The following is a 26,441-nucleotide window of genomic DNA, read 5'->3' on the forward strand; positions in this document are numbered from 1 at the left end:
GCCCGTATGGTTCGGCCGGAGAGTGCTTTCGAAAGTGGTGCCGGGGCCGTTTGATGTGGCGCGCAGGCCCGCCTGACGGGGAATTTGCGGGGCTGGCTGCCGTCGAAGGCATATGCATGCCTCCCGTCTGTCTTCCCGTCCCCGCGCTTTCGCCGGCCTGATCTGGCTGGTGGTGAGCATCGGCCTGATCTGGCTCGCCTGGCCCTGGTTGCGGCCGCCACTCGAACGCGCGATCTACGTGGCCCGGCTCTCGGTCCGCCCCGCGCCGGTGGCATTGCCGGTGCCGGTCGAGGGCATTGTCCCGGGCGCGCTGCGCGATACCTGGCACGGCGCGCGCTCCGGCGGACGCAAGCATGAGGGCATCGATATCTTTGCGCCGCGCGGCCGCCCGGTGGTGTCGGCTACCGAGGGCATTGTCACGCGCGTGGGCACCAACAAGCTGGGCGGGAAGGTGGTGTGGGTGATGGGGCCCGGGCGCCAGCTGCATTACTACGCCCATCTTGACGACTACGCCGGCGTGCGTGCCGGCGACGTGATTGTGCCCGGCACGGTGCTGGGCTATGTCGGCACAAGCGGCAATGCGCGGGGCACGCCGCCCCACCTGCACTATGGCGTCTACACCGCGGGCGGGGCGATCAATCCCTACCCGCTGCTGAAGGCGCCCGCGCCAGGGGGCGGGGCGGCCGCGCGAGGCGGCGCACGCTAGCGCGCGCCCGCGGGCTTCAAGGCAGGCTGCTCAGGCAGCCTCGCCGACGGTGCCGTGGCCGGCTTGTTCGGCTGGCTCGTCCTTGCCGCCGGGCAGCAGCAGGTTGAGGATCACCGCCGACAGCGAGCCCACCGTGATGCCGGAGCCAAACACTTCATGGACGAAGGCAGGCAGCTTGGACAGCAGTTCCGGGCGGAACGTCACCGCCAGGCCGCAGCCGATCGACACGGCCACGATCAGGGTATTGCGCTGCGTGAACTTGACGGTGCTGAGCATCTGGATCCCGCCCGACACGATCATCGCGAACATCATCAGGCCGGCGCCGCCCAGCACCGGCTGCGGAATCGTCACCACCAGCGCGCCCAGCACCGGGAACAGCCCCGCCAGCAGCAGCATGACACCGGTCAGCGCGACCACATGGCGGCTGGCCACGCCGGTCAGCGAAACCACGCCGACGTTCTGCGCAAAGGTGGACAGCGGCGGGCTCGACACCAGTGCCGCAAAGGCCGAGCCAAAGCCATCGCACAGGATGCCGCGCGACAGGCATTTACCGGAAATCGGCCGCTGCGTGGCCGCGCCCAGTGCCATGAACGTGCCCGTGGATTCGACGATGGTCACCAGGAAAGCGATCGACATGGCGACGATGCCGGAGATTGGGAACGACATCCCGAAGTGCAGCGGCTGCGGCACCGCGATGATCGGCGCCTGGTGAAACTGGGTGAAGTCGACCAGGCCCAGCGCCAGGCAGAGCAGGTAGCCGCCGGCAATGCCGACCACAATGGCCGAGGCCGACAGCATGCCCTTGCCCCACTGCACCACCGCGACCACCAGCGCCAGCACCGCGACGGCAATCGCCAGGTTGCCGGGTGCGCCATAGCGGCTGCTGCCCTGGCCGCCTGCGGCCCAGTCGATGGCCACCGGAATCAGCGACAGGCCGATCATGGTGACTACCACGCTGGTGACGGTATGCGGAAACAGCTTGCGGATCGCCGGCATGAAGAAGCTGCCCAGGATCATCACCAGCGAACCCGCCAGCGCCGAGCCCAGGATGCCAGCCACGCCGTGTTCGACGCCCACGCTGATGGCCGCGCCGACAAAGGCGAAGCTGGTGCCCATCACGCATGGCATGCGGATGCCCACCGGGCCAATGCCCTTGCACTGGATGATGGTGACGATGCCCGAGCCAAGCAGGGCCGCATTCACCAGGGCAATGACCTGGTCCGGCGGCAGCTTCAGCGCACCGCCAATGACCAGCGGCACCGCAATGATGCCGCCCAGGGCGGCCAGCAGATGCTGGAGCGCAAGCAAAAACGTCGTCAGCCGAGGGGGGCGGTCTTCCACCTTGAATAGCAAGGGCGCCATTCATGTCTCCTGTTGTCTGGCCGGATAGGTTTCCGGACTGTCTTGTTCTTCTGGCGCCGGGGAAGGGGCTGCCCCCGGCCCTGTCATTGCGCGCTGACGGGCAGGCGGAGACCGCCTGCCGCGAGCGTGGCCTGGATCCAATTCCAGGCCGCAACCGGGGAGCAAGAATAGCAGGGATAAGCACTCCGTGATACAAAAATTGCATACAATTTGTATCAACTCCCTTGCGCGGGAGGATATAGGAGCGGGGAGAGGCGCCGTGCGCCGGCGTGCCGCTTCCGCGGCCGTTGCGCCAACCCGGCGCAAACGGCGCGGCCGGTCAAGGGACCAGGCCAGCGCCGTCCGGCGGCAGCCTTACCAGCGGTGCTGGTACATCGCGGTCAGCGTGATGCCCGCAGCCGGCAGGCGGCTGGTGTTATTGCTGTTGCGCATCAGCTGGCTGTACAACGGGTAGTAGTAGCGGTTGAACAGGTTCTCGATCCCCACCGTGATCGTGTCCTTCTTGCTGACCTGGTAGCGGCTGATCAGGTCGACGGTGGTGTAGCTGCTGACCTCGCGCCGCCCGAAGCTGTTCTGGTCGTTGAGCCGGTAGTCGCGGCCGCCGTAGTAGGTCACCTGCAGGCGGTTGCTCCAAGTGCTGATCGGCCGGTACTGGACGTAGGCGGTCAGCTTCAGCGGCGGGATGCGATAGCCCGTCATGTTCTGGAAGCTGCTGCTGCCTTGCGGCTGCTCGCGGCCGTTGATCCAGGTGAACGTGCCGCCGGCGCCCCAGGTCTCGCTGTCGCTCAGGTAGTCGGCGGAAGCCTCAACGCCTGCGATGCGCTCCTTGGTCCGGGTCAGGATCAGGCCATTGTTGAAGCTCTGCACGTCGCCCAGCTGCGAGGTGGTGTAGAACAGCGCCAGGCTCGCCATCGTATTGCCGAATGCGCCGCGCCAGCCGATTTCATAGTTGTTGGTCTTGACCGGCTCAAGGCTCGACGAATTGATATTGAAGCCCGGCCGCGCATTGCGGATCTGCAGGCCGATATCGGGCAACTGGAAGCCCTGGCCGAACGAGGCATAGAACTCCTGGTTCTTCACCGGCGCGTACGCACCGCCGATATTGAAGAGCCACGCGCCGTAGTTGACGGTGCCGCCCTGGACCGCGACCGGGTTGCTGACCCGCGATTGCGACAGCGGCACGAAGTCGTCGAACGTGGCGCTGGCGCGTTCATAGCGCGCGCCGCCTTCCATCGACCACTGCTCGTTGAACTTGTGCTGAAGCTGCCCGAAGATCCCGCCGCTGCGGGTGGTCAGCGGCGGCATGTAGGTCAGCGAACCGGTCTTGTTGAAGACCAGCCCGCCGCTCTGGTCGTAGGCGCGCGGATCGAACACGTCGAGCGGCATGTCGCTGCGCTCCTGGTTGTAGTCAGCGCCCCACAGCAGCTTGGTCTTCTTGTCGGCACCCAGCGGGGTGCTGATGGTCAGGCGCCCGCCGAACACGTCGCTGTTCTGGCTGACCTGGTCCACATTGCCGCCACGCGTGGCCACCGCGCGCGCATCGAACGGGGGGAAGCGGGTGAAGTAGTCGCGGTAGTAGATCTGCGTCGACACCGTGCTGCCGAGCAGGTCCAGGTTCTGGTAGCCCAGATTGACCACGGTGTTGCGCAGTTCGTTCTGGTTTTCCAGCTGCAGCCCCTTGATCGCCCGCGCCGCGGCGGTGCCCGGCGTCAGCCTGGCCACCGACGGATCGGAGGCGTAGTCGGTGTTCTGCTTGGCCTGGTACTGGCTCACGCTCAGTTCGATGCGCTGCTGGCTGTCGATGCGCCAGCCCAGCTTGCCGCTGACGTTGTAGACGTTGGAATCGAACAGGTCGCCCTGGCTGGGCTCCGGCGCGATGCGGTGGCCGTGCGCGTCGTAGGAGCCGCCGATACGCTGCGCGCCGAGGTGGAACGCGTAGTCGATCGGCCCCTGGCTGCCTGAAAAATGCTGCTGGACATTGGCGCTGAGCCCTTCCTTGCTCAGCCGTGTCAGCGGGGTGCCGAGCGTCACCGTGGTATCCGCGCTGGGCGCGCCGCCCGCGGGCCGCGTGGTGATCGCGATAATGCCGCCGTTGGCGCCGGCGCCATAGATCGCGCTGCTGCCGCGCATGACTTCGATCTTCTCGATGTTGCTGGAATCGATGGTGGCGAGGTTGCGCGCCGAATCCCGGTTGGTGTTGAGCGGAATGCCATCCACCAGGATCAGCGTGCCGCGCCCGCGCAGCGTCTGGCCGAAGTCCGTGACCGTGCGGCTGGAGTCCGCCATGCCCGGGATCAGCTTGCTCAGCATGGTCGCGAGATTGGTGGAGCCCACCTTCAGCTCCTCGATTTCGGCTCGGATGTGTCTTGGAAGCGAGAACAGGCTCCAAGGCCTGGGCCGTGCCGGAGAGCACGGCCCAGCGCGCGGCAGGCTCGTTCGCCATTCGCGCTCAATGGTCGCTTGTAAGCGATATGGCAGGCTTACTTGTTCTTGCCCAGCGCCTTCTGAATGGCCGCTTCGGTCTGGGCGTAATTCCCTTCGCCAAAATGCTTGTAGACCACGGTGCCGTTGGCGTCGACCAGGTAGAGCGCCGGCCAGTACTGGTTGCGCCAGGCGTTCCAGGTGGCATAGGCGTTGTCCTGCGCTACCGGGTAGCGGATATCGAAGCGCTTGAGCGCTGCCTGCACGTTGGCGGTGGACTTCTCGAAGGGGAACTCCGGGGTGTGGACGCCGACCACGACCAGGCCCTTGTCGCGGTATTTGTCGTACCACTGACGCACATGGGGCAGCGTGTTGATGCAGTTGATGCAGCTATAGGTCCAGAAATCGACCAGCACGACCTTGCCGCGCAGCCCGGCAACGGTCAGCGGTTCAGAGTTGAGCCACTTGTCGATGCCGGTGAATTCCGGCGCCTTGCCATAGTCGGCAGGGGCGGCGGCGGCATGCTGGGCGGCGACGATGGCGGTAGTGGCAAGCAGGGTACGAAGCAAGCGATGCATGGTTCAGGCTCCAGGTTGGGAGGCAGGGAAAAGGGAGGTCAGCCAGGCGACGGCAAGGGTGTCGTACTGGAAGTACATGGCGATGGCGGTCGCCACCACCAGCACGCCGAAGCCTTGCTGCAGCCGGTGCGTGTGACGCGCCAGCCGGCGCACGTGAGTGGTGGCGAACTGGCCGCCATAGGCAATGCCCAGCATCGGGATGGCCGCGCCAGCCGCGAACAGCGCCAGCAGGCCGGCGGCGCGATGCAGGTCTTGCGCCTTGGCCACCAGCGCGAGGATCGACGCCAGCACCGGCCCGGCGCACGGGGTCCACACCGCGCCCAGCGTCATGCCCAGCACAAAGCCGCCGGCCACGCCGGTGCCGGTCCGGCCGCCGGCGCCCGCCAGGCGGTCGACCACGCCGGCTAACGGGGCCGCCAGGCGCTCGAAGCCCGCCGGCCAGAGCCGTGCCAGGCCGGCACCCAGCAGCAACAGGATGGCCGCGTTGCGCACCACGCCTGGGGCTTCGCTGAAGGCGCTGGACAGTGCGCCAAAGACTATGCCCAGCGCGGAAAACGCGCTGACGAAGCCAAGCGCTATCGCCAGCGGGCGCAGCCGGCCGGATTCGCCCACCGAGCCGGCCAGCAGCATGGGCAGCACCGGCAGCACACAGGGCGAGGCAATAGTCAGCACGCCGGCGGCAAAGGCAAGGAAGGCGTCGATCATGGATGGCTTCCGTCGGCGTGCGCGGTGTCGTGGCAGGCACGATAGCAGGGGCAGGGCGGCGGCGGATGGATGGCGACGACGGACATGGCGGAGAACTCCCGGTGTTGGCGATAGACGCATTCCACCGTCCGCACGTATCCGGGTTGTTTCCGCTTCCCGGCATCCGTGCAAGCTTTCATGTCTGCCGTGGCCCGGGATACAAAGCGATACATAGTGGCGCCGGTGCCGCCCCATGGTGGCGGCACCGGGCAGTGCCAATGCTGTGCCGCCGCTTCAGCGGCTGCCGTTGAGCTCGAGGTATTCCGTGAATTCGTCGCGCACGACGGCTTCAATGCGGGCGAGCTCGTCGTCCGTGATGTCTTCGAACAGCTTGCGCTTGCGCCTGGACAGCTCGCCGTGGTTCTGGACGATCAGGTCGATCAGGTTCGACAGGCGTGACTGGCGCAGGTCGAGCCAGCTTTCCAGGCGTGCGACGCTGGCATCGTAAGCGCGCAGGTACTGGATCTCCTGCGCAAGGTCCTGCTCGACGCACTGCTCGATGCATTCGAAGACGAATTCGCACAGCGCTGTTGCATCAAAGGATGCGTAAAGCCAGCCGGGCTGTGGCGACTTGATCAGGATCGTGTCGCTGTCCGAATCCAGCGCGTAGTTGAGCAGGGCCGTCCGCGGGGCGGAATAGGACTTCAGCAGCGCGGCATAGGTATCGATCTGCTTGAGCATCCGTGCCGACACCGGCAGCACGACGCCATCTGGCGTGACACCGGCCTGGCGCAGCAAATGGTGGATGAGGAATCGATGGAGCCGGCCGTTGCCGTCGTAGAACGGGTGGGCGAAGACAAAGCCAAACGATACGCACGCCGCGGCCACGATGGGGTTCGCCGCCTGTGCCTCGACCAGGCCCGCGACCGCGGCAATCCCGTCCATCATCGCGCCAAGCTGCCCGGGCGGCGGGGGAATATAGTCAGCGATGTTGCGCATGCGCCCGCCGCGGGACAGCCAGTTCTGCTTGTCGCGGTAGGAGAATTCGGCGCGCAGCCCCGAGATGATTTCGTTCTGCCACTCGCACAGCTGGGCTTCGGTCAACGGCGCGGGATTGCCGGCATATTCCAGCAGCCGCCTGAACTTGGCAACCCGCTGGTTATCGGGGATCTCGTGCTCGATGGAGTAGGTCGATCGTGTCTCCGCGAGGTAGAGGTAGTCCACCGCGCGCGCCAGCAACTCTGGCTCGAGCCGCTTGATGGCCGCGGCCACGCGGCCGGGGAGGTCGGCGGCAATGTACTGCGCCAGCTTCTCGGTGCGGCGCACCAGGGGGCAAAACGCGGCCGGGCCGAGGTGGTTGTTCTGGATGCCGAACTGCAGGTCCGGCGTTGCCGGGCCGGTCAGGTACCGGCTCTCGTCCAGCGCCAGTACCCTGGGCGCCCCGGCCGGCAGCTTGTAGTCGAATTGCGCTCCGGCAAGCCATTTGGCATAGAACGCGCTCAGCCTCGCATAGCGCGAGGTCGGGGTGGCCGCCAGCCACTCCCGTACGGCCTGCACCGCTGGCGCATGTTCGAACAGCGCCGCCAGCACGGTCAGGTCGAGCTGCTCCTTCTTCAGCGCGAAAGTCAGGTGGTCCACGGTCGTATCGCCGCCGCGGTAGCGGTTCCTTGGGTACACGGTGCGCGTGGTGCCGTCCGGTCCGGTGTGCGTGCTGAGGACCCCGGTCTTGTCGGCAAGGGCGGACGTCGAGCGCAGCGGCGGCACGCGCAGCCCGAACTTGCGGATAAGCGCGTCGTAGCCAAGTGGCGCATGAGACATGGATGGTCGCAATTTCTGGATGCCGGTTTGCTCGGGAGCTTACCAGAGTTTCTACAGAACTTACCAAAAGATCTACTTCTATGCCTGCTGCTTTCCATTCTATCTATAGCAATGGATGGGCAACCTGGCCGCCGGGCTTCCAGGAGTTCTACAGTACTTACCGTTTCATCTACTTTCATGGGCAGCCTGGATGATCTTGTCTACAGTGCTTGCCTGCCGACCCGGGCAGCAGCGCATCTGGCCAGCAAATCGAAATCCATCATGACAAGTTGCCATCTGCTGAATCTCGCCAAATCGTGCTCAGGGTTTTTCGGTAAATCCCTCAGGGTTTTCGAGAATCCCTGACCGCCACCCCGCGCTAAGCGTTTTTATTTATTTGTCTGGCCCGAATAATCGCCTATAACTGCATCTACATGCTGCGGCTGATGTCACGCATCATGCCTACGCCCGCCAGGCTTGCCTGCGGGCATTTTTTTTGGCGCGCCGGTGCGGTTTTATGCCGTATTAATCGCTCTGATTTATTTCGTTCATCATTCGGTGCGGTCAAAATCATGACATTTCTGTAATCATGACATTTCTGTAATCATGACATTTTCGTAATCATGCTGTTCTGGCCGGAACGGACGGCTTCCGGGTATGACAAATTTGTAATGATGGGATTTAAGTCGTTTTCCTCATCCATTCAAAACGAACCCTCATCTATCGGCGGCGACGCGCCCGGAAGTGGCTCCAGTAAAGGGTTTTATGGTTATCCGGCGGTGCCCGGCCGGGCCTCCTTCCAGGGGCGATGATGCATTTTCAGCGTGAATATCCGGAACCCATCCTTCGCAATCATAAATTCAGTGAAAACCCTGCCATGCCTTTCCCTTGACTTACCTGATATATCACATACTGTGTATCCCATCGCCACTCCGAACTTGAGAGAGGTGAGGGCGGAGACCTCAGGTCGGCGTCGGAATAAGAGGCAAATAAATGCCAATGACACAGGAGACATGAAATGCCAGCAGCCACCCTTATGCTGAGGCGCAGTGCGTCCGCATACCCGCCCGCACCCCCGCAACTGAATGGCCAAATGATTCAAGGAGCGCGCAAATGAGTAATCCGTCCGCAGCGCTGGGCGCTAATCGCCAGGTCCCGGAAGGCACACGCTGGCTGCAATTGATTGTCGGTGTGATCTGCATGATCGCCACCGCCAATATTCAATACGCCTGGACCCTTTTCGTCCCTGAAATCCAGAGTACCTACGGCTGGTCGCGCGCCAGTATCCAGATCGCCTTCACCGTCTTCGTCCTTGTGCAGACCTGGCTGGCGCCGATCGAAGGCTACTTCATCGACAAGTTCGGCCCGCGCATGATGGTCGCCTTCGGCGCGGTCTTCATCGGCGCGGCGTGGTGCATCAACTCCCAGGCCACCACCCTGATGGGCTTCTACGTCGGCGCAGCCGTTGGCGGCCTTGGCGTGGGCTCGATCTACGCCACCTGCATCAACAACGCGCTCAAGTGGTTCCCGGACCGCCGTGGCCTTGCGGTGGGCCTGACCGCGGGCGGTTACGGCGCCGGTTCCGCGGCAACCATCCTGCCCATCGCGGCCATGATCGAGTCGCAGGGCTTCCAGCACACCTTCCTGTTCTTCGGCCTGCTGCAGGGCGGACTCGCCTTTGTCGCGGCGTGGTTCCTGCGCGCACCGAAGGGTAGCGAGGTGAAGGCATCGCAGAAGCTGGTCCAGGCCACGCGCGACTACACGCTCAAGGAAGCGATGTCCACCAAGCTGTTCTGGCTGATGTTTGTGATGTTCATCCTGGTCGTCACCGGCGGCATGATGGCCGTGGCCCAGCTTGGCGTCATCGCCAAGGACCTGGGTGTGAAGGAGTTCAAGGTCGACCTGCACTTCTTCGTGATGGCCGCACTGCCGCTCGCGCTGATGCTGGACCGGATCATGAACGGCATCTCGCGTCCGTTGTTCGGCTGGATCTCGGACAACATCGGCCGTGAGAAGACCATGGTCATCGCCTTCACCCTGGAAGGCCTTGGCATCATCGCGCTCGGCTACTTCGGCAGCAACCCGTACGCCTTCCTGATCCTGTCGGGCGTGGTGTTCCTGGCCTGGGGCGAGGTCTACTCGCTGTTCTCGGCACTGGCCGGCGATGCCTTCGGCACCAAGCACATCGGCAAGATCTATGGCGTGCTCTACACGGCCAAGGGCATCGGCGCACTGTTCGTGCCGGTCGGCAACCTGATGATGGAGGCGAGCGGCACCTGGTCGACGGTCCTCTACACGGTGGCGGCCATGGACCTGAGCGCGGCCTTCCTGGCGATCATGGTCTTGCGGCCGGTGCTGGCCAGCCATGTAGCGACTTCCAGGAGTCTTTTCTCGAAGGAGACGGCGGCGGCGGGGACGCAGGTTCCAGCCTGACCGGCCGATATACAGGCGTCTAGCAGCAAACCGGGCGGGCTTCTTCGGAAGCCCGCTTTTTCGTACCGGGGACTTGCGTCTCGGGCGGGCACTTCGATCGCGCTAGTTCTCCTGAACCAGCTGGAATGCGCTCCTGCATGCCTTGGCCCATTCCCAGGCCAGTTCCCTGCGCTGCGCGGTCCGGGTTGCCATCGCTTCGTCCAGGCCGTCCGCAAGATCCTGAACGATCACCGCGGCCGGCGCCCCGGCCGCGCCCCAGGCCGCGGCAAAGGCGACCTGCTTGCTGGTGCCAGGAGGTTGTGCGGGCCGGAGCAGGCCAAGCCGTGGCAGGAAAAAGGCGCCGGCGACAATGCCGCCGTGCAGGCTGCTGCCGACAAAGCCATGGCTGTGCGCAATCAGCGCACAGATATCCCACAGATTGAGCGATTCGAACAGGACCACAGGCGTGCCGCGCAGCCGTGCCGCCAGGCGCTGGTAGCAAGCCAGGTCGTCGTGCCAGGGCGCGGCGCCGGCGCGAAACAGCACCACGCCCAGGGCCCTGGCCCGGGCGATACGTTCGAGCTGGGCCGCCAGCTGTGAAAGGGTATCGTCGTCACCAAAATCCGCGCTGAACTGCACGGCCAGGTATCCGCCCGAGAACCCTGACACGATGCGGGCGCACTCGCCCTGGCGGGCGCGCCGGCGGATGCAGGGGCCGAACAACTCGGCCACCAGCACGGCCGGATCGGGCTCCAGGCGGCAGGCAATGCCGTTCTCCGCGAGCATGGCCCGGGTCTGATGGTCTCGTACCCCGACGCTGGTGGCGGCCCCGAGCTTGGCCACCACCTCGGCCCGCATGGCAGGCTCAACCGATCCAAGTTCAATGCCGCCGACGGCGTGGACAATGACACGCCGGACGTTGGCAAAGATGCCGGCCGGCAACAGGTAGGGGACAAGGTCCCGTATGCCCAGCTGCGCCTGGGCCCAGACCGTCCGCTCGTACGGCCGGGCATCGAGCATTGCCACTACTGCCCGGGCCTGCCCGGGAGGCTGCAGCATCACGGCCGCCTCCCAGAGCGAGCAGGTCAGGGTTTCGCCACCCACATGGATGACATCGACGGCGCTGTCGCCCACGATGGCTGCCAGCCGCGCCAGGGTGTGGACCCGATGGCCGCCATGGATTCTCAGGTTGCGCTCGGCCAAGCCCCCGTAGAACGGGTTGGCCGGCCCGATCAGGCTTCGCATCACATGCGGCAGCAGCAAGTCGCCGAAGTTGTGGCGATCGAAAGCGCCAAACAGGATCGTGGGGAAGCCGGTGGTTCCTGAGCGGGAGGCTGGCATGGCGTTTGGCAAGAATCGGCGCCCACGGGGTTCTCAGATCCGCATTTTGTGCATTGCGCGATGGGACCCTCCTCGGGACGCCTCTCCGTCGGATTAGATTCCCCAAAGCCGTCCATCGCAAGTGGCTTCGGCCACCAGGGCAGTGGGCCGGTTGTGCGCCCAAGCTCGCAAAGCGATTTCATGGACCCGGCGCGGCGCTCCCGTCAATGATGCATGAGCGGATAGATCACCAGGCCGATCAGCGCCGCGCCGGCCACGATCACGGGTTCGGGCAGCTTCCTGAACCTGAGCAGCAGCGCCACTGTGCAAAGCGCCAGCAGTACCGTCGGCACATCCACGATCGAACGCCTGGCCAGCACGATCACGGCGCCGGTGATGGCCCCCACCGCGGCAGCGGTCACGCCATCGACAAAGGCCAGGATGGCGGGCAGCTTGCCGTATTTCTTGAAGTAGGGGGCCGGCAGGACGGTGAACAGGTAGCACGGCAGGAAGGTGGCCAGCGCCGCAACCGACGCGCCGGGCAAGCCGGCCACCAGGTAGCCGATAAAGCCGACGGTGATCACCACGGGGCCGGGCGTGATCATGGCCACCGCCACGGCATCGACGAACTGCTTGTCATTGAGCCAGTGGAAGTCGGTGACCACGCCGCCGTACAGGAACGGCACAATGGCCAGCCCCGAGCCGAACACGAATGCGCCCGCCTTGGCAAAGAACACGGCGATCTGTGCCAACAGGGGCCAGTCAATGGTGCCAGCCACGCCCCCGGCCAGGGGCAGCTGTGTCGCCGCGGCCGCATGCAGGCCGCCCTGGCGCAGCCATTTCGGCGGGGCGCGCCAGAACCACACCAGCAGCCCGGCCGCGAGGAACATCCACGCGATTTCGGATTCGGTGACCACCGTGACCGCGGCAAGCACCAGGTAGATCGCCCACAACAGGCGGTCTTTGCCCACGCTCTTGGTCGTGAGCTTGTACGCACTGATCGCAATGATGCCGATCACCGCGGCCCCGACGCCGTAGAACACGGACTGCATCCACGTCAGGCCGCCAAAGCGCACATAGGCCCAGCCCAGCGCCAGCACCATCAGGAATGACGGCAGCACGAACGCGATCCCGACCAGCGTCGCGCCCGCGATGCGGTAGTGGACATAGCCCAGGTAGATGGCCAGCTGCGCGGCCAGCGGGCCGGGTGCCAGCTGTGCCAGGGCCAGCCCCTCCTTGTAGTCGGCGTCGGTGATCCACTGGCGCCGGTCCACCAGGTCGCGATGCATATAGCCAGCCAGCGCCACCGGACCGCCGAAGCCGAGCGTACCCAGGCGCAGCATGTAGCCGACCAGCTGCCAGAGGGTGTAGCGCGGCCGTTCCGTGAGCGCGGCCTTAGGGGTTGGGGCCTGCGAGACGTTGCTCACGTCGTGGACCTCAGGGGCATGGTGCTATCGCTTTCCGGAAAAATGCACATAAAGAGAATCGAGGGTACGGCCGATTTCGGCCAGCAGCGCGTCGTCATCCGCCAGGCGCTCGCGCGCGCCGGCAAGCACAGCTTCGAAGCCGCTGGCTTCCGGCGCCTGGGCCCCGCCGATATCCAGGGCGTGGACCATGTTGGCCAGGCGGGCCAGCCCGCGGTCGGCGTCCAGCCCGAAGCTGGCCAGCAGCACCTCGAATGAAACCTTGTCGCCCACATGCGTGAAGGCGGCGCCGTCGAAGTCGAAACCCAGCGCGTCATGCGGGCAGTCCGCGGGATGCTCCAGCCACAGGAAGCGCGCATGGGGGTCGATAAAACGCTGGATCAGCCACGCGCTGGCGACCCGGTCCACCCAAAGGTGGCGCCGCGTTGCCCAATCGCGCCCCTGGTATTGGGCAGGATCCCGGCGCGGGATGCCGCCGCTTGCAGGCTGGGGCTCGCCTGGCGAACGCAGGGTTTCGATCGCACTGGTGAAGTCCCGCCATTGCAAGGAGGCGTTGACCGATGCGTCATTGGGGAAGAAATCGGTCCCGGCGATGGCATCAAAGGCACGGCCGTGCCGGCGCAGAAGGCGGGCGATCCCGGCTTCGTCCTGGCCGGACAGGTTCTTGCGGTCTTCGGAGAGGGCGGCCAGCCAGACGGCGTAGTCGGTCGTGCGGTCAAACAGGGTCCGGTAGGCGTGAGCCTCCGCCGGATCATGCGCGCGCACATTCAGCAGCCAGGCCTGGCCGCCTTCCTGGATGGCTTCATCGGCCAGGTCACGTAGTTGAGCGCTTTGCGCGCTTGGCGTCGGCAACAGATAGGCGCCGTCGCGCAGTGCAGCGCAGCCTAGTGCCTTGAGGGCCCGCCAGATGCGCATCCGGGCAGTGGCGCACTTGGTTGGCAGGCTGATGACGAGGAGGGTCCACAGTTCCGGAGCTGGTTCCATGGGCCGATACTAAGTGCTTGTAGAGTGTGGATCAACTCTGTAGTGATCTCTACAATTTCAATTGAGTGCACTTAGTGGCACTTATTCCGGAGTCGGCTGTAGTCCATTGGGTAGATAACGATATAGGCATTCATTCGTTCACGTGTGATGCAGGGTTCCCTATCTTGTGAGCCTGCTCATCCGCAAGGAAGGAATCCTTTATGAATGCCCCGTTGGACTTCGATGCGCGGCACGCGCTGCGCGCCGCGCTGGACGCCGTGCCGGCGCTGGCGCGGAAGATTGGCGTCGACGCGGCCGCCCGCGAGGCACGGCGGCTGCTGCCCTACGAGGCCTTCGCGCTGTTTCGCGAGTCCGGGCTTGGCGTGCTCCGGCTCCCGGTGGAGCAGGGTGGCCTGGGCGGCTCGCTGGCCGACCTGTTCGAGGTCATTGCCGCGCTTGCCGCGGAGGAATCGAACGTCGCGCACGCGCTGCGCATCCACTTCGACCAGACCGAGTCGCTGCGCCTGGCGCCGCGCTCGGCGTTCAATGACCTGCAGGTGCAGCGCATTGTCGGGGGCGCGATCTTCGGCGGTGCCTCCACCGAACGCGGCACGTCGCGTCCCGGTGAAATCAGCACGGCGCTGCGGCGCGACGGCGGGCACTACCGCCTGAGCGGCAAGAAGTATTACTCCACCGGCACAGCCTTTGCCGACTACGCCCGCATCAATGTGAAGGATGCCGATGGCGCCGATGCCTCGATCATCATCCCGACCGATCGCCCCGGCTTCAACGTCGTTGACGACTGGGACGGCATGGGCCAGCGCATGACCGCCAGCGGCAGCCTGGTGCTGGACGATGTGCAGGTGCTCGCCGATGAAGTGACGCGGCGCGCCAACAGCACGCTGGTCGGTCGTCACTGCGGCGCGCTGCGCCAGCTGCACCTGGTGGCGGTGGCGGCGGGGATCGTGCGCAATGCCTGGGCCGATGCCTTGCGCTATGTGCGCGAGCATGGCCGTCCGGTGCTGCACAGCCCGGCATCCTCGGCACGCGAAGACCATTTCATCCAGCAGGTGATCGGCGACCTGGCCGCGCACAGCCATGCCATCGACGCACTCGTGCGTGAGAATGCGCGCGCACTGGACCGCTCGGCCGATGCGCTGCTGGCACGCTCCGAAGACGCCGAAGCGCTGGTCCTGGCCGGCGCGCTGGCCACCGCGCAGACCCAGCTGGTGGTCAGCAAGCTGGCGCTGCACGTGGCCGAGCGCATGTTCGAGGCCGGCGGCGCCTCGGCCACCGCCAGGCAGCACAACTTCGACCGGCACTGGCGCAACCTGCGCACGATCTTCAGCCACAACCCGCTGCTGCACAAGGCGCGCGTGGTCGGCGCCTACCACCTGAACGGCGACACCACGCACCTGGCCGAAGGCCGGGTGTTCTGAGCCGCCGGAGGCGAACGATGACAACAAGCTCACCGCAGCGCCAGCTGCACCTGAATATCAACGCGCTCCATTCCGGCTTCGTGCCGTCGGCGTGGCGCCTGCCCGCCAGCGACCCGCGTGCGTTCGTGGACGTGCAGCACTACATCCGCCTGGCACGCATCGCTGAAGCGGGGAAGTTTGACGCGATCTTCCTGGCCGACAATGCGTCGATCGCCGACCAGATCCATTTCCGGCCGATCACGGCGCTGGAGCCGACCCTGCTGCTGGCCTGCGTCGCCGCGGCGACTACCCATATCGGACTGGTGGCCACGGCCTCCACCAGCTACAACGAGCCCTATAACATCGCGCGGCGCTTTGCCACGCTGGACCATGTCAGTGGCGGCCGCGCGGGCTGGAACGTGGTGACCACGGCGGATGCCGGCTCGGCACGCAACTTCGGCCGCGCCGCGCCGCCGGACCACGGACAGCGCTATGCGCGTGCCGACGAGTTCACGGATCTTGTCAAGGCGCTGTGGGACAGCTGGGAAGATGATGCCCTGATCGGCGACAAGCACGACGGGCGCTTTGTCGATACCGCCAGGCTGCAGCCGGTGGCGCACCATGGCACCTTCTTCGACGTGCAGGGCCCGCTGAACCTGCCGCGGCCGCCGCAGGGCCATCCGGTGCTGTTCCAGGCCGGCGGCTCCAGCGACGGGCGCGAGCTGGCCGCGCGGCATGCCGAGGCGGTGTTCTCCGCGTCGCAGTCGTTCGAGGAGTCGCTGGCCTACAAGCGCGAGATCAACGCACGTGCCGAAGCGCTGGGCCGCGGCCCGCACGCGGTCAAGGTGTTGCCGGGGCTGACCACCATCATCGGCGCCACCGAGGCGCAGGCGCGGCAGCGCCGCGACGAGCTGGTCGACCTGATTCCGTGGGACTACAGCCTGGTGCGGCTGGCCGGCACACTAGGCATCCCGGTGGAACGGCTGAGCCTGGACGCGCCGCTGCCAGATGACCTGGCGCTGCCGGCCAACGGCAACCACACCTTCTTCCGCGCCACCGTGGCGGTGGCGCAGCGCCAGAACCTGACGGTGCGGGCGCTGATCCGCGAGCTGGCGGGCGGCGGCGGCCACCGCGTGATCGTGGGCACGCCGGAGCAGGTGGCCGACGATATCGAACACTGGTTCCGCCATGGTGCCGCGGACGGCTTCAACCTGATGCCCGATGCGCTGCCCGACGGGCTGCAGGCCTTCGTCGATGGCGTGGTGCCGATCCTGCAGCGGCGCGGCATTTTCCGCACTGCGTACGCGGGTACCACGCTGCGCTCGCACCTGGGCCGCGAACGGCCCGCGGGACGGGTACCGGCGCAGGCTGCGGCGTAAGCAGAAGTCCGCATTTGCTACGTCGTATTCCTTCGTGGACTGGGCAACGGGCGTTTCTTAGACTGGTCCTTCCTTATCACTGCCCACCTGCCATGACACGACGCCCTTTCCTTGCCACCCTCGCACTCGCCGCGCTGACGGCGCTTGCCACGCTCTCCATCGGCAACGCCCACGCGCAAGCCAGCGACCGGCCACTCAAGGTCGGCGTGCGCGGCGGGGTCGACGAAGAGATCTGGGAAGTGGTGACGCGCGTCGCCGACAAGCAGGGGCTGAAGGTGCAGACCATCGTCATCACCGGCACCGCCAGCCCCAACGAGGCCCTCAACAATGGCGACCTCGATGCCAATGCCTTCCAGCACATCCCGTTCCTGCGCGACCAGGTCCGGCAGCGGGGCTACAAGATCGTCAATGTCGGCGATACGCTGATCTCGCCGATCGCGTTCTATTCGCGCAAAGTCAAGTCGCTGGAGGCGCTGCCCAACGGCGCGCGCATCGGCATCCCGAACGACCCGAGCAACCAGACGCGCGCGCTGGTGATCCTGCGCGACCACGGGCTGGTCAAGCTCAAGGATGGTTTCGATCCCTATACCGGCACGGCGTCGCTGGCCGACATCACGGCCAACCCGAGGAAGCTGGAGTTCGTGGAAAGCGCCTCGGTGGTGCTGCCGCGCGCGCTGCCAGACGTCGATGCGGCCGCCATCGTCAATACCTTTGCGTACCAGGCCGGCCTGATCGCCACGCGCGACGGCATCGCGGTGGAAAAGAGGGAGCACAACCCGTACGTGAACGTGATTGCCGTGCGCGAGAAGGACAAGGGCGCGCCGTGGGTCGCGCGGCTGGTCAAGGCCTATCAGTCCGACGAGGTGCGCAAGTTCATCCAGACCAAATACCAGGGTTCCGTGATCCCTGCCTTCTGACGAGCCAGCATGCACGCTGTCCTACCGTTGCGCGAGTCCGCGCCGCATATCGTGTTCGCGGGGATCGGCAAGACCTACGCGGGGGCAGGCGCCCCCGCGCTGGCCGATATTTCCTTCACCATTGGCCGCGGCGAGCGCTTCGGCATCATCGGCCGCAGCGGCGCCGGCAAGTCGACGCTGTTGCGTACCATCAACATGCTGGAGCGTCCCGACACCGGCCACGTCCGCATCGACGGCACCGATATCGGCCTGCTGGACGAGAACGGGCTGGTGACGCTGCGGCGCCGGATCGGCATGATCTTCCAGCACTTCAACCTGCTGTCGGCCAAGACCGTATTCGACAACGTCGCGCTGCCGCTGCGCGTGGCGGGTGTGCCGCGCCACGAGATCGCGGTCCGTGTGATGGAGGTGCTGGACCTGGTCGGGCTGACCGACAAGGCGCGCGCCTATCCCGTGATGCTGTCCGGCGGGCAGAAGCAGCGCGTGGGCATCGCCCGTGCGCTGGTGCACCGGCCCGAGATCCTGCTGTGCGATGAGGCCACTTCCGCGCTGGACCCGGAGACCACTGAACAGATCCTGGCGCTGCTGCGCGACATCAACCAGCGGCTGGGGCTGACCGTGGTGCTGATCACGCACGACATGGCGGTGATCAGTGAAGCCTGCGACCGCGTGCTGGTGCTCGACCACGGCCACGTCATCGAGCATGGCACCGTCTGGAAGGTGTTTGCCGAGCCGCACGCGGAAGCCACCATCGCGCTGCTGCGGCCATTGCGGCACCGCATGGCCGCCGTGCCGGACACAACCAGACAGGAGACTGCACATCGTGCTGCTGCCAATGGCTGACAAGTATTTCAAGGCACTGGGCGAGACCCTGCTGATGACCACCAGCGCGTGCGCCGTGGTGTTCGCCGCCGGCATGGTGCTGGCCCTCGTGCTCACCATGACCGCTCCCGGCGGCCTGGCGCCGCGGCCGCGGCTGCACCGGACCTTGTCGGTGCTGGTGAACATGTTCCGCTCGATTCCCTTCATCATCCTGCTGGTCGCGATGCTTCCGGTGACGCGTATGATCGTCGGCACCACCATGGGCACGTGGGCGGCGGTGGTGCCGCTGAGCGCCCACCTGATACCGTTCTTCGCGCGCATCTCGCAGGTTGCACTCAATGAGATCGACCCGGGGCTTGTCGAGGCGGCCCGAGCCATGGGATGCCGCCGCTGGCATATCGTGCGCCACGTGCTGCTGCCGGAGGCGATGCCCGCGATCATCGGCGGCGCCACCGTGACCGTGATCGCCATGATCGGTTCGTCGGCGATGGCGGGCGCGGTCGGCGCCGGCGGGCTGGGTGATCTGGCGATCCGCTATGGCTACGAACGCTACGAGACCGCCGTGATGTTCCATGTGATCGCGATCCTGGTGACGCTGGTCACGCTGGTGCAGTTTGCCGGTGAACGGCTGGCGCGGCGGTTCGACCACCGGCGCTAGTCGACGCTTTGTGATAAAGGTACGGCTGTCCTGTTTCCGGCGCATGCCACGACACGTCCGCTATGTTCCAGGTGATTGCTCCTTGCGCCGCCCTGGCGCCCTACGTCAACGGCTACTGGTTCGTCGAGGACCTGGCGGGTGTTTACGCGGGCAGGCGGATCGTGACCTGCCCGTACCCGGGATCGGTGCTCTCGATCAACTTCGGACGCCCGAACGCGATGGAGGGCGGCCCGACCGTGCCGCAGGTGTCGCTGCTGGGCTTCCAGTCGACCAGCCGGCAATGGCGGTCGTGGCCGGACACCTATTTCGTCATGGCGATGCTGAGTGGCGCGGGCCTGGCGCGGCTGTTCCCCGGCATCGGGCCGGACTGCAAGGATCAGCTGCTGGATCTGGCCGGATACCTTGGCGATGGCGCGACCCATGCGCTCAGCGCCGACCTGAGCGCCGCCTGGACCCCGGCGAGGGTTGCCTGCCAGCTGGACGCGTGGTTGCTGCGACGCATGACGGCTATCCGGCCGGCTGCGGAACTGGCGACGATCAGGGCGGCGCATGCGCTGCTGCGCCAGGGACGGCAAGTGCAGGAAGTCGCCAGCCTGACCGCCGTCAACCGGCGCCAGCTGAACCGCTGGTTCGAGCGGCACCTTGGCGTTGGCCCCAAGCAGTTGATGGACCTGGAGCGACTGCAGTCCAGCATCCAGGCGGTGCAGCGCGGCGCGGGCGACGCGCTGTCAGGCTATAGCGATCAGCCACATCAGATACGGAGCTGGCGGCGGCGCCTGGCCCAGACGCCGGGCGACTATGCGCGCAACGGGCCATCGCCGCTCGCCGAGTACTTCGGACGCCTGCCAGACGATGCCCCGGCCTTCTATCTCTGACGACGCAACACCTGGCGTCCCAAACGTTCAATACAGCGTTCCCCGCCTGCCGCATGCTGGCGGCTCAAAAGGAGAATGCTATGGACGCTGGGAATCTGCCGCTGGAACAATCGTTGGTCGAATACACGGATGGCACGACTGTCTTCGAAGGGTATGTAGCGCGGCCCGCCGGGCTGGCCCAACGCACGCCGTGCGTGCTGCTGGCCCACGAATGGAGCGGACTCAACGCCGCGATGCGCTGCTGCGCCGACCGGCTTGCGGCATTGGGCTACATCTGCTTTGCCGCAGACGTGTACGGCAAGGGCGTCCGTGGTGACGAGCTGGGAGACAACGCGCATCTCATGGGCCCGATGATGGCCGATCGCCGCTTGTTGCGCCGGCGCCTGCTGGCCGGGTTCGATGCGGCCACCAGGTTTCCCGGGGTCGATGCGCAGCGGATGGCTGCGCTTGGGTATTGCTTCGGCGGCCTGTGCGCCCTGGACCTGGCGCGCGCGGCCCCGCCGAACCTGCTGGCTACCGTCAGCTTCCACGGGGTGCTTCAACCGCCGCGGATCGGCCCGCAAGCACCCATCACTTCCAGCATCCTGCTCCTGCATGGTTGGGAAGACCCGGTCGCGCCGCCGAACGATGTTCTCGGCATTGCAGGGGAGCTGACCGGCGCCGGCGCCGACTGGCAGCTGCATGCCTATGGTCATGCCCTGCATGCATTCACGTTCGAGGGGGCGAATCTTCCGGATCGTGGCATTGCCTATGATGCGGCGGCGGACCGCCGGTCCTGGGCGGCAATGCAGGCCTTCCTGGCGGAACGGCTTGCCCCGGGTGTGTCACCCAAGGCAGCCTGGCCGGCCAGCTAAGGCGCGCGCTGCGACATGACTTCAGGACGCGTTGGTCTTGCGGCCCACGTTCCGGATCAGTTGCGTGACACGTCCCAGGTACTGGTCGAAGACCTGATTCGCCTGCTCCTGGCTGTTGATCGGCTGTGCGACCGTACGTCCCTCGGCTTCGAGCTTGGCCCGGATCTCGGGCTTGGCCAGGGCTTCGCCAATCGCCTTGCGCAGCACTGCCACCCGGCTGGCGGGCGTGCCCTGCCTGACGAAGTAGCCGCCGCCGATCGAGTACTCGAAGTCGGGCACCAGCCGGCTTTGCGAGATCAGCGGAATATGCTTGAGCGCCGGGGGCAGGGCCTTGGCGAAGCTACTCAGCACCTTCAGCCGGCCCTGTTGCTGCATGCTGTCGAAACTGGATTGGTAGGGCAGGATGGCAAAGTCGACCTCCCCGCCGGCAAGGCCTTGCAGCGCTGGAGCGCCGCCCTTGTACGGCACGTGCAGGAAGGGCACGCCGAGCCGGGCAGCCAGCGCATCGCCCATGAGGTGATAGATGGAGTCGATGCCGACCGTGGCGTAGGTCAGCGGTTTCCCCTTGCTTTTCTTCGCATAGTCCAGGAAATTGTCCAGGGTATCCACGGCAATGCCGTTCCTGACCATCAGCACGATGTTGGCGTCGCTGATGGGCGCGGCCAGCTGGAAGTCCTGCGGCTTGTAGCGCGCCGCCGGGTTGAGCATGGGAGCCAGGAAGACCTCGTTGATCGAGCCGTGGAAGAAGGTGTAGCCATCGGCCGGTGCGCCCAGCACCTTGTTGGCGCCGATCAGCCCGGTGCCGCCGCCGTAGTTCTCGACGACCACCTGCTGCCCGACGCTCTTGCTGATGGATTCCCCGAAGATGCGCGCCGAAGTGTCGCTGGCACCGCCGGCCGGGTAGGGGACCACCAGGGACAGCGACTTGGCGGGGAAGTTGTCTGCGGCAAAGGCCGGCAGGCTGGCCAGCACGGAGGTGCCGGCGGAAACACCGGCATATTGAAGGAAGCGGCGGCGGTTCAGTGAAGCCATGGTGGATGTCCCCGAAGAATTGTTGTTCAAACCAGATAGCTTTGCGTCAGGTGCGCCCAGAATGCGGCGCCGACAGGCAGGGCCTTGTCATTGAAGTCGTACAGGGGGTTGTGGACCATGCAACCACCATCCTCGCCCAGGCCGTTGCCGAGCCGGATGTAGGCACCGGGCCGGTGCTCCAGCATGTAGGCGAAGTCTTCGCTGCCCATCACCGGCGGGCGCTCGACCACGTTGTCCGCGCCCACCAGCCGGATCGCGGCCTGGCGCGCGCGCTCGGTCTGCGCGTCGTGGTTGACCAGTACCGGGTACTTGCGTTCGTAGACGACCTCGGATTGCAGCCGGAAGCTCTGGGCCTGTGCGGCGACAAATTCGCTGATGCGCGCTTCGACCAGCGTACGCACCTGCGGGTCCAGCGTGCGCACGCCGATCTTGATCGTTGCGCTGTCGGGCACGACGTTGTAGGTGGTGCCAGCCTGGATGGAGCCTACGGTAATGACCGCGGACTTGAGCGCATCGATCTCGCGGCTGACGATCGATTGCAGTCCAAGCACGATGCTGGCGGCGCACTGCATGGCGTCGATGCCATGATGAGGCATGGCGCCATGGGCGCCGCGGCCGCGCAGCGTGACCGTGGCGCGGTCGAACGAGGCCATGGCAGGGCCGGCGATGACCCCGATCTGGCCGACCGGCAGCCCCGGGGAATTGTGCAGCGCATAGATTTCGTCGCAGGGGAATTGCTCGAACAGCCCATCGTCCAGCATGCGCAGCGCACCGCCTTCGTTCTCCTCGGCCGGCTGGAAGATCAGGTTGAGCGTGCCATTGAAATCAACGGACTCGGACAGGTACCTGGCGGCACACAGCAGGATCGCCGTGTGCCCGTCATGGCCGCAGGCGTGCATCTTGCCGGCGATGGTGCTGGCGTAGTCAAGGCCGGTCTTTTCCTGAATCGGCAGCGCGTCCATGTCGGCGCGGATGCCCAGCGCCTTGCTGCCTTGCCCCTTCCTTAGCCTGCCCACGACGCCGGTGGTGCCCATGCCGCGATGCACCTCGTAGCCCCATGCCGCCAGCCGTCCGGCGACCAGGTCGCTGGTCTGGCGCTCTTCAAAGGCCAGTTCGGGGTGCGCATGGATCTTTCGGCGGATCTCAACGAACTCCGGCGACAGGGTCTGGATGGATTGGTGCAGTTCGGCAAGCGGGGCCTGGTTCATGGCGGTATCGGAGCGTGGTCGTCCACAGCATTCTCCACGCAGGCGCTTGCCGAAACCATGACAATGATGAGGCAGAAACGTTGCATAATTTGCAACATTAAAAAGTCCGTGCTGCCGTCCTGAGGCGGCGGCACGAGCCAGAGGAGGAAGACATGGAAGATGTGCTGGACCGCAAGCGGGCGCTGTGCTTGCTGCAGATCATCGAGACCGGCACGGTGCGCGGCGCGGCCGAGGTGCTTGAGCTGGACCCGTCCGTAGTGAGCCGCGCCGTGGCGAAACTGGAGCAGGAAACCGGGCTGACTTTGCTTGAGCGGCGCGGCCGGGGTGTTGTCGCCACCGATGCCGGGCGCCTGCTGGCGCTGTTTGCCCGGCGCCAGCAGGACCTGAACGATACCTTCCTGGCCGAGGTCAACAACCTGAAGAATGCGCGGCGCGGCCACGTGGAGCTGGTCTTTGGCGAAGGCTTCGTCGACCTGGTGCTGGAGCCCGTGCTGCAGGGCTTCCTGCGCAAGCATCCCGACGTGAGCTGCAGCATCCAGGTGGCCGGCACCGATGAAACGGTCCGGCATATCCTGGAGGACCTGGCGCATGTCGGCTTCGTCTTTCAGCCGCCCGACGATGTGCGCCTGCGCTCGCACTATTCACGGCTGTCGCCGATCCGCGTGCATGTGCGTAAAGGCCACCCGCTGGCGCGCAAGCGCCGCGCACTGACGCTGGCGGACCTGGCGCCGCACCAGGGAGCGGCGCTGACGGAATCGTTTGGTGTGCGCAAGCATATCCAGGCGGCGGAGCTGGACGAGCACGTCACCCTGAAGCCGATGCTTGTCACCAACTCGTTCAAGGTGCTGTGGGAATATGCAGCGATGGGGCTGGGCTACATCATGACGGCACGCTCGGTGGCGCTGAAGGAGCCGCAGTTCAGGCAACTGGTGTCGCTGCCGCTGGCAAATCCCATCCTGAACAACAGCCGCATCCACATCATCACCCGGACCGGCCGGCACCTGTCCCCGGTGGCCGACAGCCTGCTGCGGCATGTGGTGAAGGCGTTCCCGCTGGTCTGAAGCAACTGTGCTCCCCGGGCAAGCGCCCCTTTGTATGTACCCGGGGGCACCCGGGAAATCTAATCTGGTGACACCGCAACGATCCGGCCCCCGCCGCAGCACTGGCAGGCCGCCGGACAGCGCCCCCGTCGTTACAGGACACCACGCCAATGAGCTCCCCGACCCCTGAAAAAGGCCACATCGCCCCCTACACCCACCCCGCCGCCGGCTGGGGTGCGTTGAAGTACGTTGCCATCAACCTGATCAAGGAGAAGGTTGCCGGTGGCAAGTACAAGATGCTGTTCAAGCAGAACCAGGCCGATGGCTTCGACTGCCCCGGCTGTGCCTGGCCGGACCGGCAGCACGCCTCCACCTTCGAGTTCTGCGAGAACGGCGTCAAGGCCGTGGCCGCCGAGTCCACCAGCATGCGCGTGACCCCCGAGTTCTTTGCGCAGCACACGGTGACGTCGCTGATGGCGCAGACGGACTATGAGCTTGAGCAGCACGGGCGGCTGACGCACCCCATGGTCTATGACGCGCAGACCGACAAGTACCGTGCGATCGCCTGGGACGAGGCCTTTGCGCTGATCGGGCGCCACCTGCGCGCGCTGCCGGACCCGAACCAGGCCGCATTCTATACGTCGGGGCGCGCCAGCAACGAGGCCGCATTCCTCTACCAGCTGTTCGTGCGTGCCTATGGCACCAACAACTTCCCCGACTGCTCGAACATGTGCCACGAGGCCACCAGCCGGGGCCTGCCGCCGACCATCGGCGTGGGCAAGGCCACCGTGGTGCTTGATGATTTCGAGCATGCCGACACCATCCTGCTGTTCGGCCACAACGCGGCCACCAACCATCCGCGCATGCTGGGCGAGCTGCGCGAATGCGCGCGGCGCGGCGCCACCATCGTCTCGATCAACCCGCTGCGCGAACGCGGCGTGGAGCGCTTCACCAGCCCGCAGCACCCGGTGGAGATGCTGACCGGCTCCAGCACCAAGATCGCCTCGATGTTCGTGCAGCCCAAGCTGGGCGGCGACTTTGCCTTGATCAAGGGCATGGCCAAGCGCCTGGACGAACTCGACCAAGAGGCCATCCGGCACGGCCGCGAGCGCCTGATCGACGTGGATTTCGTGCGCGAGCACACCATCGGTTACGGCGACTTCATCGAAGACCTGCGCGCGGAGAGCTGGGCCGACATCGTCGCCGAGTCGGGCGTGTCGCAGGAAGACATCGATGCTTTGACCCAGGTCTACGCCAAGGGCAAGCGCGTGATCGCCTGCTGGGGCATGGGCCTGACGCAGCATAAGCACTCTGTGCCGACGGTGCAGATCCTGTCCAACCTGATGATGATGCGCGGGAACATCGGGCGCCCCGGCGCCGGGCTGCTGCCGGTGCGCGGGCATTCGAACGTGCAGGGCGACCGCACGGTGGGTATCGAAGAGAAGCCCGAGCCGGAATTCCTGGACCGCCTGCAGGCCGCCTTCGGCTTCGAGCCGCCGCGCAAGCATGGCTATGATGTGGTCCACACCATCTCGGCGATGCTCGAGGGCAAGGTCAAGGTCTTTGTCGGACTGGGCGGCAATTTCTCCACCGCCACGCCGGATACGCCACGCACCTTCGAGGCCCTGCGCCAGTGCGACCTGACCGTGAACATCGCCACCAAGCTCAACCGCAGCCACCTGGTGCACGGCAGGGAGTCGTTGATCCTGCCGACGCTGGGCCGCACCGAGATCGACCAGCAGGACGGCGTGGCGCAGGGCGTGACGGTCGAGGACTCGGTCTGCATGGTCCATATCTCCTTTGGCATGAACGCGCCGGCGTCGCCGCACCTGTTGTCGGAGATTGCCATCGTCGCGCGCATGGCGGCCGCCACGCTGGGCTCGGAGAAGATCGACTGGCTCTGGTATGCGCAGGACTACGCCCGCATCCGCGACGCCATCGAGCAGGTGATCGACGGCTTCGAGAGCTACAACGAGCGCGTGGCGGTGCCGGGCGGGTTCCACCTGACGCCGGCGGCATGCAACCGGGTCTGGCATACGCCGTCGGGCAAGGCGCAGTTCCTGGTCAACCGCATCGACAAGGACACCCCCATCAGCCGGGCCCGCCAGAAGTATGGCGACAAGCTGATGGTGATGATGACGACGCGCTCGCATGACCAGTACAACACCACGATCTATGGCCTGGACGACCGCTACCGCGGCGTGTTCGGCCTGCGCCGGGTGGTCTTCATCAGCCCCGCTGACCTGGCGCGGCTTGGCCTGAAGGCGGGCCAGCACGTGGAAATCACCAGTGTCTGGGACGACGGCGTGCAGCGCCAGGTCGAGGACTTCGTGCTGGTCGAATACGACATCCCGCAAGGCTGCCTGGGGGCGTACTACCCCGAGACCAATCCGCTGGTGCCGCTGGAAAGCACGGGCGATGGCTGCGGCACGCCCACGTCGAAGTCGGTGCCGGTGTTGCTGACGCCGTCCCGTCGCCAGAACGCGGCGGCGAGCTGATCCCGCGCTGCGCGCAATACCGCTCGTCAAGCGACTGACACCCCTGGTGAACGTTCCCCTCTCCCGCAAGCGG

22 protein-coding genes are annotated in these 26,441 nt (G+C 65.9%); 11 read left to right on the top strand and 11 right to left on the bottom strand.

The window, feature by feature from the left end:
* Nucleotides 1–112 precede the first annotated feature (112 nt).
* A complete protein-coding gene (locus AC3WRR_RS03435) occupies nt 113–706 on the top strand; it encodes a M23 family metallopeptidase (protein ID WP_010814476.1) in 594 nt (197 codons plus the stop codon).
* 30 nt (nt 707–736) lie between these two features.
* Here AC3WRR_RS03435 and AC3WRR_RS03440 read toward each other — a convergent pair whose 3' ends face one another.
* The 6 genes from AC3WRR_RS03440 to AC3WRR_RS03465 form a co-directional block, all read right to left on the bottom strand.
* The gene (locus AC3WRR_RS03440) at nt 737–2,068 is read right to left on the bottom strand and encodes a nucleobase:cation symporter-2 family protein (protein ID WP_010814475.1); all 1,332 of its coding nucleotides are present in this window, start codon (nt 2,066–2,068) and stop codon (nt 737–739) included.
* Nucleotides 2,069–2,422: 354 nt separating this feature from the next.
* Nucleotides 2,423–4,666 (bottom strand): TonB-dependent receptor, encoded by a 2,244-nt coding sequence (locus tag AC3WRR_RS03445; protein ID WP_371258349.1) that lies wholly within the window; start codon nt 4,664–4,666, stop codon nt 2,423–2,425.
* Nucleotides 4,549–5,067, bottom strand: a complete 519-nt coding sequence (locus AC3WRR_RS03450) for a thioredoxin family protein (RefSeq protein ID WP_010814473.1) — start codon at nt 5,065–5,067, stop codon at nt 4,549–4,551. Before AC3WRR_RS03450 ends, AC3WRR_RS03445 begins: the two co-directional genes overlap by 118 nt.
* Before the next feature lie 3 nt (nt 5,068–5,070).
* Nucleotides 5,071–5,772 (bottom strand): cytochrome c biogenesis CcdA family protein, encoded by a 702-nt coding sequence (locus AC3WRR_RS03455; protein WP_010814472.1) that lies wholly within the window; start codon nt 5,770–5,772, stop codon nt 5,071–5,073.
* 273 nt (nt 5,773–6,045) lie between these two features.
* Nucleotides 6,046–7,569: a Fic family protein gene (locus AC3WRR_RS03460; RefSeq protein WP_010814471.1), complete on the bottom strand. Its 1,524-nt coding sequence runs from the start codon at nt 7,567–7,569 to the stop codon at nt 6,046–6,048.
* Between the two features lie 409 nt (nt 7,570–7,978).
* Entirely contained in the window at nt 7,979–8,122 is a 144-nt protein-coding gene (locus AC3WRR_RS03465; RefSeq protein ID WP_439671864.1) for a hypothetical protein, read from the bottom strand.
* Nucleotides 8,123–8,661: 539 nt separating this feature from the next.
* On the opposite strand from AC3WRR_RS03465, the gene oxlT reads away from it, so the two are divergent.
* Nucleotides 8,662–9,981, top strand: a complete 1,320-nt coding sequence (gene oxlT, locus AC3WRR_RS03470; RefSeq protein WP_010814470.1) for an oxalate/formate MFS antiporter — start codon at nt 8,662–8,664, stop codon at nt 9,979–9,981.
* Between the two features lie 102 nt (nt 9,982–10,083).
* Here oxlT and AC3WRR_RS03475 read toward each other — a convergent pair whose 3' ends face one another.
* From AC3WRR_RS03475 to AC3WRR_RS03485, 3 genes are all read right to left on the bottom strand, one after another.
* Nucleotides 10,084–11,301: a polysaccharide pyruvyl transferase family protein gene (locus AC3WRR_RS03475; protein ID WP_492296243.1), complete on the bottom strand. Its 1,218-nt coding sequence runs from the start codon at nt 11,299–11,301 to the stop codon at nt 10,084–10,086.
* 203 nt (nt 11,302–11,504) lie between these two features.
* A complete protein-coding gene (locus AC3WRR_RS03480; protein WP_454750049.1) occupies nt 11,505–12,707 on the bottom strand; it encodes a chromate transporter in 1,203 nt (400 codons plus the stop codon).
* A 24-nt stretch (nt 12,708–12,731) separates the two neighbouring features.
* Nucleotides 12,732–13,688, bottom strand: a complete 957-nt coding sequence (locus AC3WRR_RS03485; RefSeq protein ID WP_011617266.1) for a chromate resistance protein ChrB domain-containing protein — start codon at nt 13,686–13,688, stop codon at nt 12,732–12,734.
* 200 nt (nt 13,689–13,888) lie between these two features.
* Here AC3WRR_RS03485 and AC3WRR_RS03490 point away from each other — a divergent pair, with 200 nt between their 5' ends.
* The 7 genes from AC3WRR_RS03490 to AC3WRR_RS03520 all read left to right on the top strand — a co-directional run bounded on the left by AC3WRR_RS03490 (nt 13,889) and on the right by AC3WRR_RS03520 (nt 20,590).
* The gene (locus AC3WRR_RS03490; protein WP_010814466.1) at nt 13,889–15,106 is read left to right on the top strand and encodes an acyl-CoA dehydrogenase family protein; all 1,218 of its coding nucleotides are present in this window, start codon (nt 13,889–13,891) and stop codon (nt 15,104–15,106) included.
* Between the two features lie 17 nt (nt 15,107–15,123).
* Nucleotides 15,124–16,464 carry an LLM class flavin-dependent oxidoreductase gene (locus tag AC3WRR_RS03495; protein WP_010814465.1) on the top strand — a complete coding sequence of 447 codons (1,341 nt, stop codon included), beginning with the start codon at nt 15,124–15,126 and terminating at the stop codon, nt 16,462–16,464.
* A gap of 92 nt (nt 16,465–16,556) precedes the next feature.
* A complete protein-coding gene (locus tag AC3WRR_RS03500) occupies nt 16,557–17,381 on the top strand; it encodes a MetQ/NlpA family ABC transporter substrate-binding protein (protein ID WP_010814464.1) in 825 nt (274 codons plus the stop codon).
* A gap of 9 nt (nt 17,382–17,390) precedes the next feature.
* A complete protein-coding gene (locus AC3WRR_RS03505) occupies nt 17,391–18,224 on the top strand; it encodes a methionine ABC transporter ATP-binding protein (protein ID WP_439671861.1) in 834 nt (277 codons plus the stop codon).
* The gene (locus AC3WRR_RS03510; RefSeq protein ID WP_011617262.1) at nt 18,205–18,861 is read left to right on the top strand and encodes a methionine ABC transporter permease; all 657 of its coding nucleotides are present in this window, start codon (nt 18,205–18,207) and stop codon (nt 18,859–18,861) included. Before AC3WRR_RS03505 ends, AC3WRR_RS03510 begins: the two co-directional genes overlap by 20 nt.
* A gap of 62 nt (nt 18,862–18,923) precedes the next feature.
* A complete protein-coding gene (locus AC3WRR_RS03515; RefSeq protein ID WP_010814461.1) occupies nt 18,924–19,736 on the top strand; it encodes a helix-turn-helix domain-containing protein in 813 nt (270 codons plus the stop codon).
* A 113-nt stretch (nt 19,737–19,849) separates the two neighbouring features.
* Nucleotides 19,850–20,590, top strand: coding sequence for a dienelactone hydrolase family protein (locus AC3WRR_RS03520; protein WP_234788105.1), 741 nt, complete (start codon nt 19,850–19,852; stop codon nt 20,588–20,590).
* Between the two features lie 21 nt (nt 20,591–20,611).
* On the opposite strand, the gene AC3WRR_RS03525 is transcribed toward AC3WRR_RS03520, so the two are convergent.
* Complete coding sequence (locus tag AC3WRR_RS03525; protein WP_010814459.1) at nt 20,612–21,622, bottom strand: tripartite tricarboxylate transporter substrate binding protein; 1,011 nt, start codon at nt 21,620–21,622, stop codon at nt 20,612–20,614.
* Nucleotides 21,623–21,648: 26 nt separating this feature from the next.
* Nucleotides 21,649–22,830, bottom strand: coding sequence for a M20 aminoacylase family protein (locus tag AC3WRR_RS03530; protein WP_010814458.1), 1,182 nt, complete (start codon nt 22,828–22,830; stop codon nt 21,649–21,651).
* A 152-nt stretch (nt 22,831–22,982) separates the two neighbouring features.
* Here AC3WRR_RS03530 and AC3WRR_RS03535 point away from each other — a divergent pair, with 152 nt between their 5' ends.
* The gene (locus tag AC3WRR_RS03535) at nt 22,983–23,891 is read left to right on the top strand and encodes a LysR family transcriptional regulator (RefSeq protein WP_492296245.1); all 909 of its coding nucleotides are present in this window, start codon (nt 22,983–22,985) and stop codon (nt 23,889–23,891) included.
* Nucleotides 23,892–24,040: 149 nt separating this feature from the next.
* Nucleotides 24,041–26,368 (top strand): FdhF/YdeP family oxidoreductase, encoded by a 2,328-nt coding sequence (locus AC3WRR_RS03540; protein ID WP_492296247.1) that lies wholly within the window; start codon nt 24,041–24,043, stop codon nt 26,366–26,368.
* The last annotated feature ends 73 nt before the right edge of the window (nt 26,369–26,441 follow it).

The organism is Cupriavidus sp. FW305-3-2-15-C-LB2 (assembly GCF_058787575.1).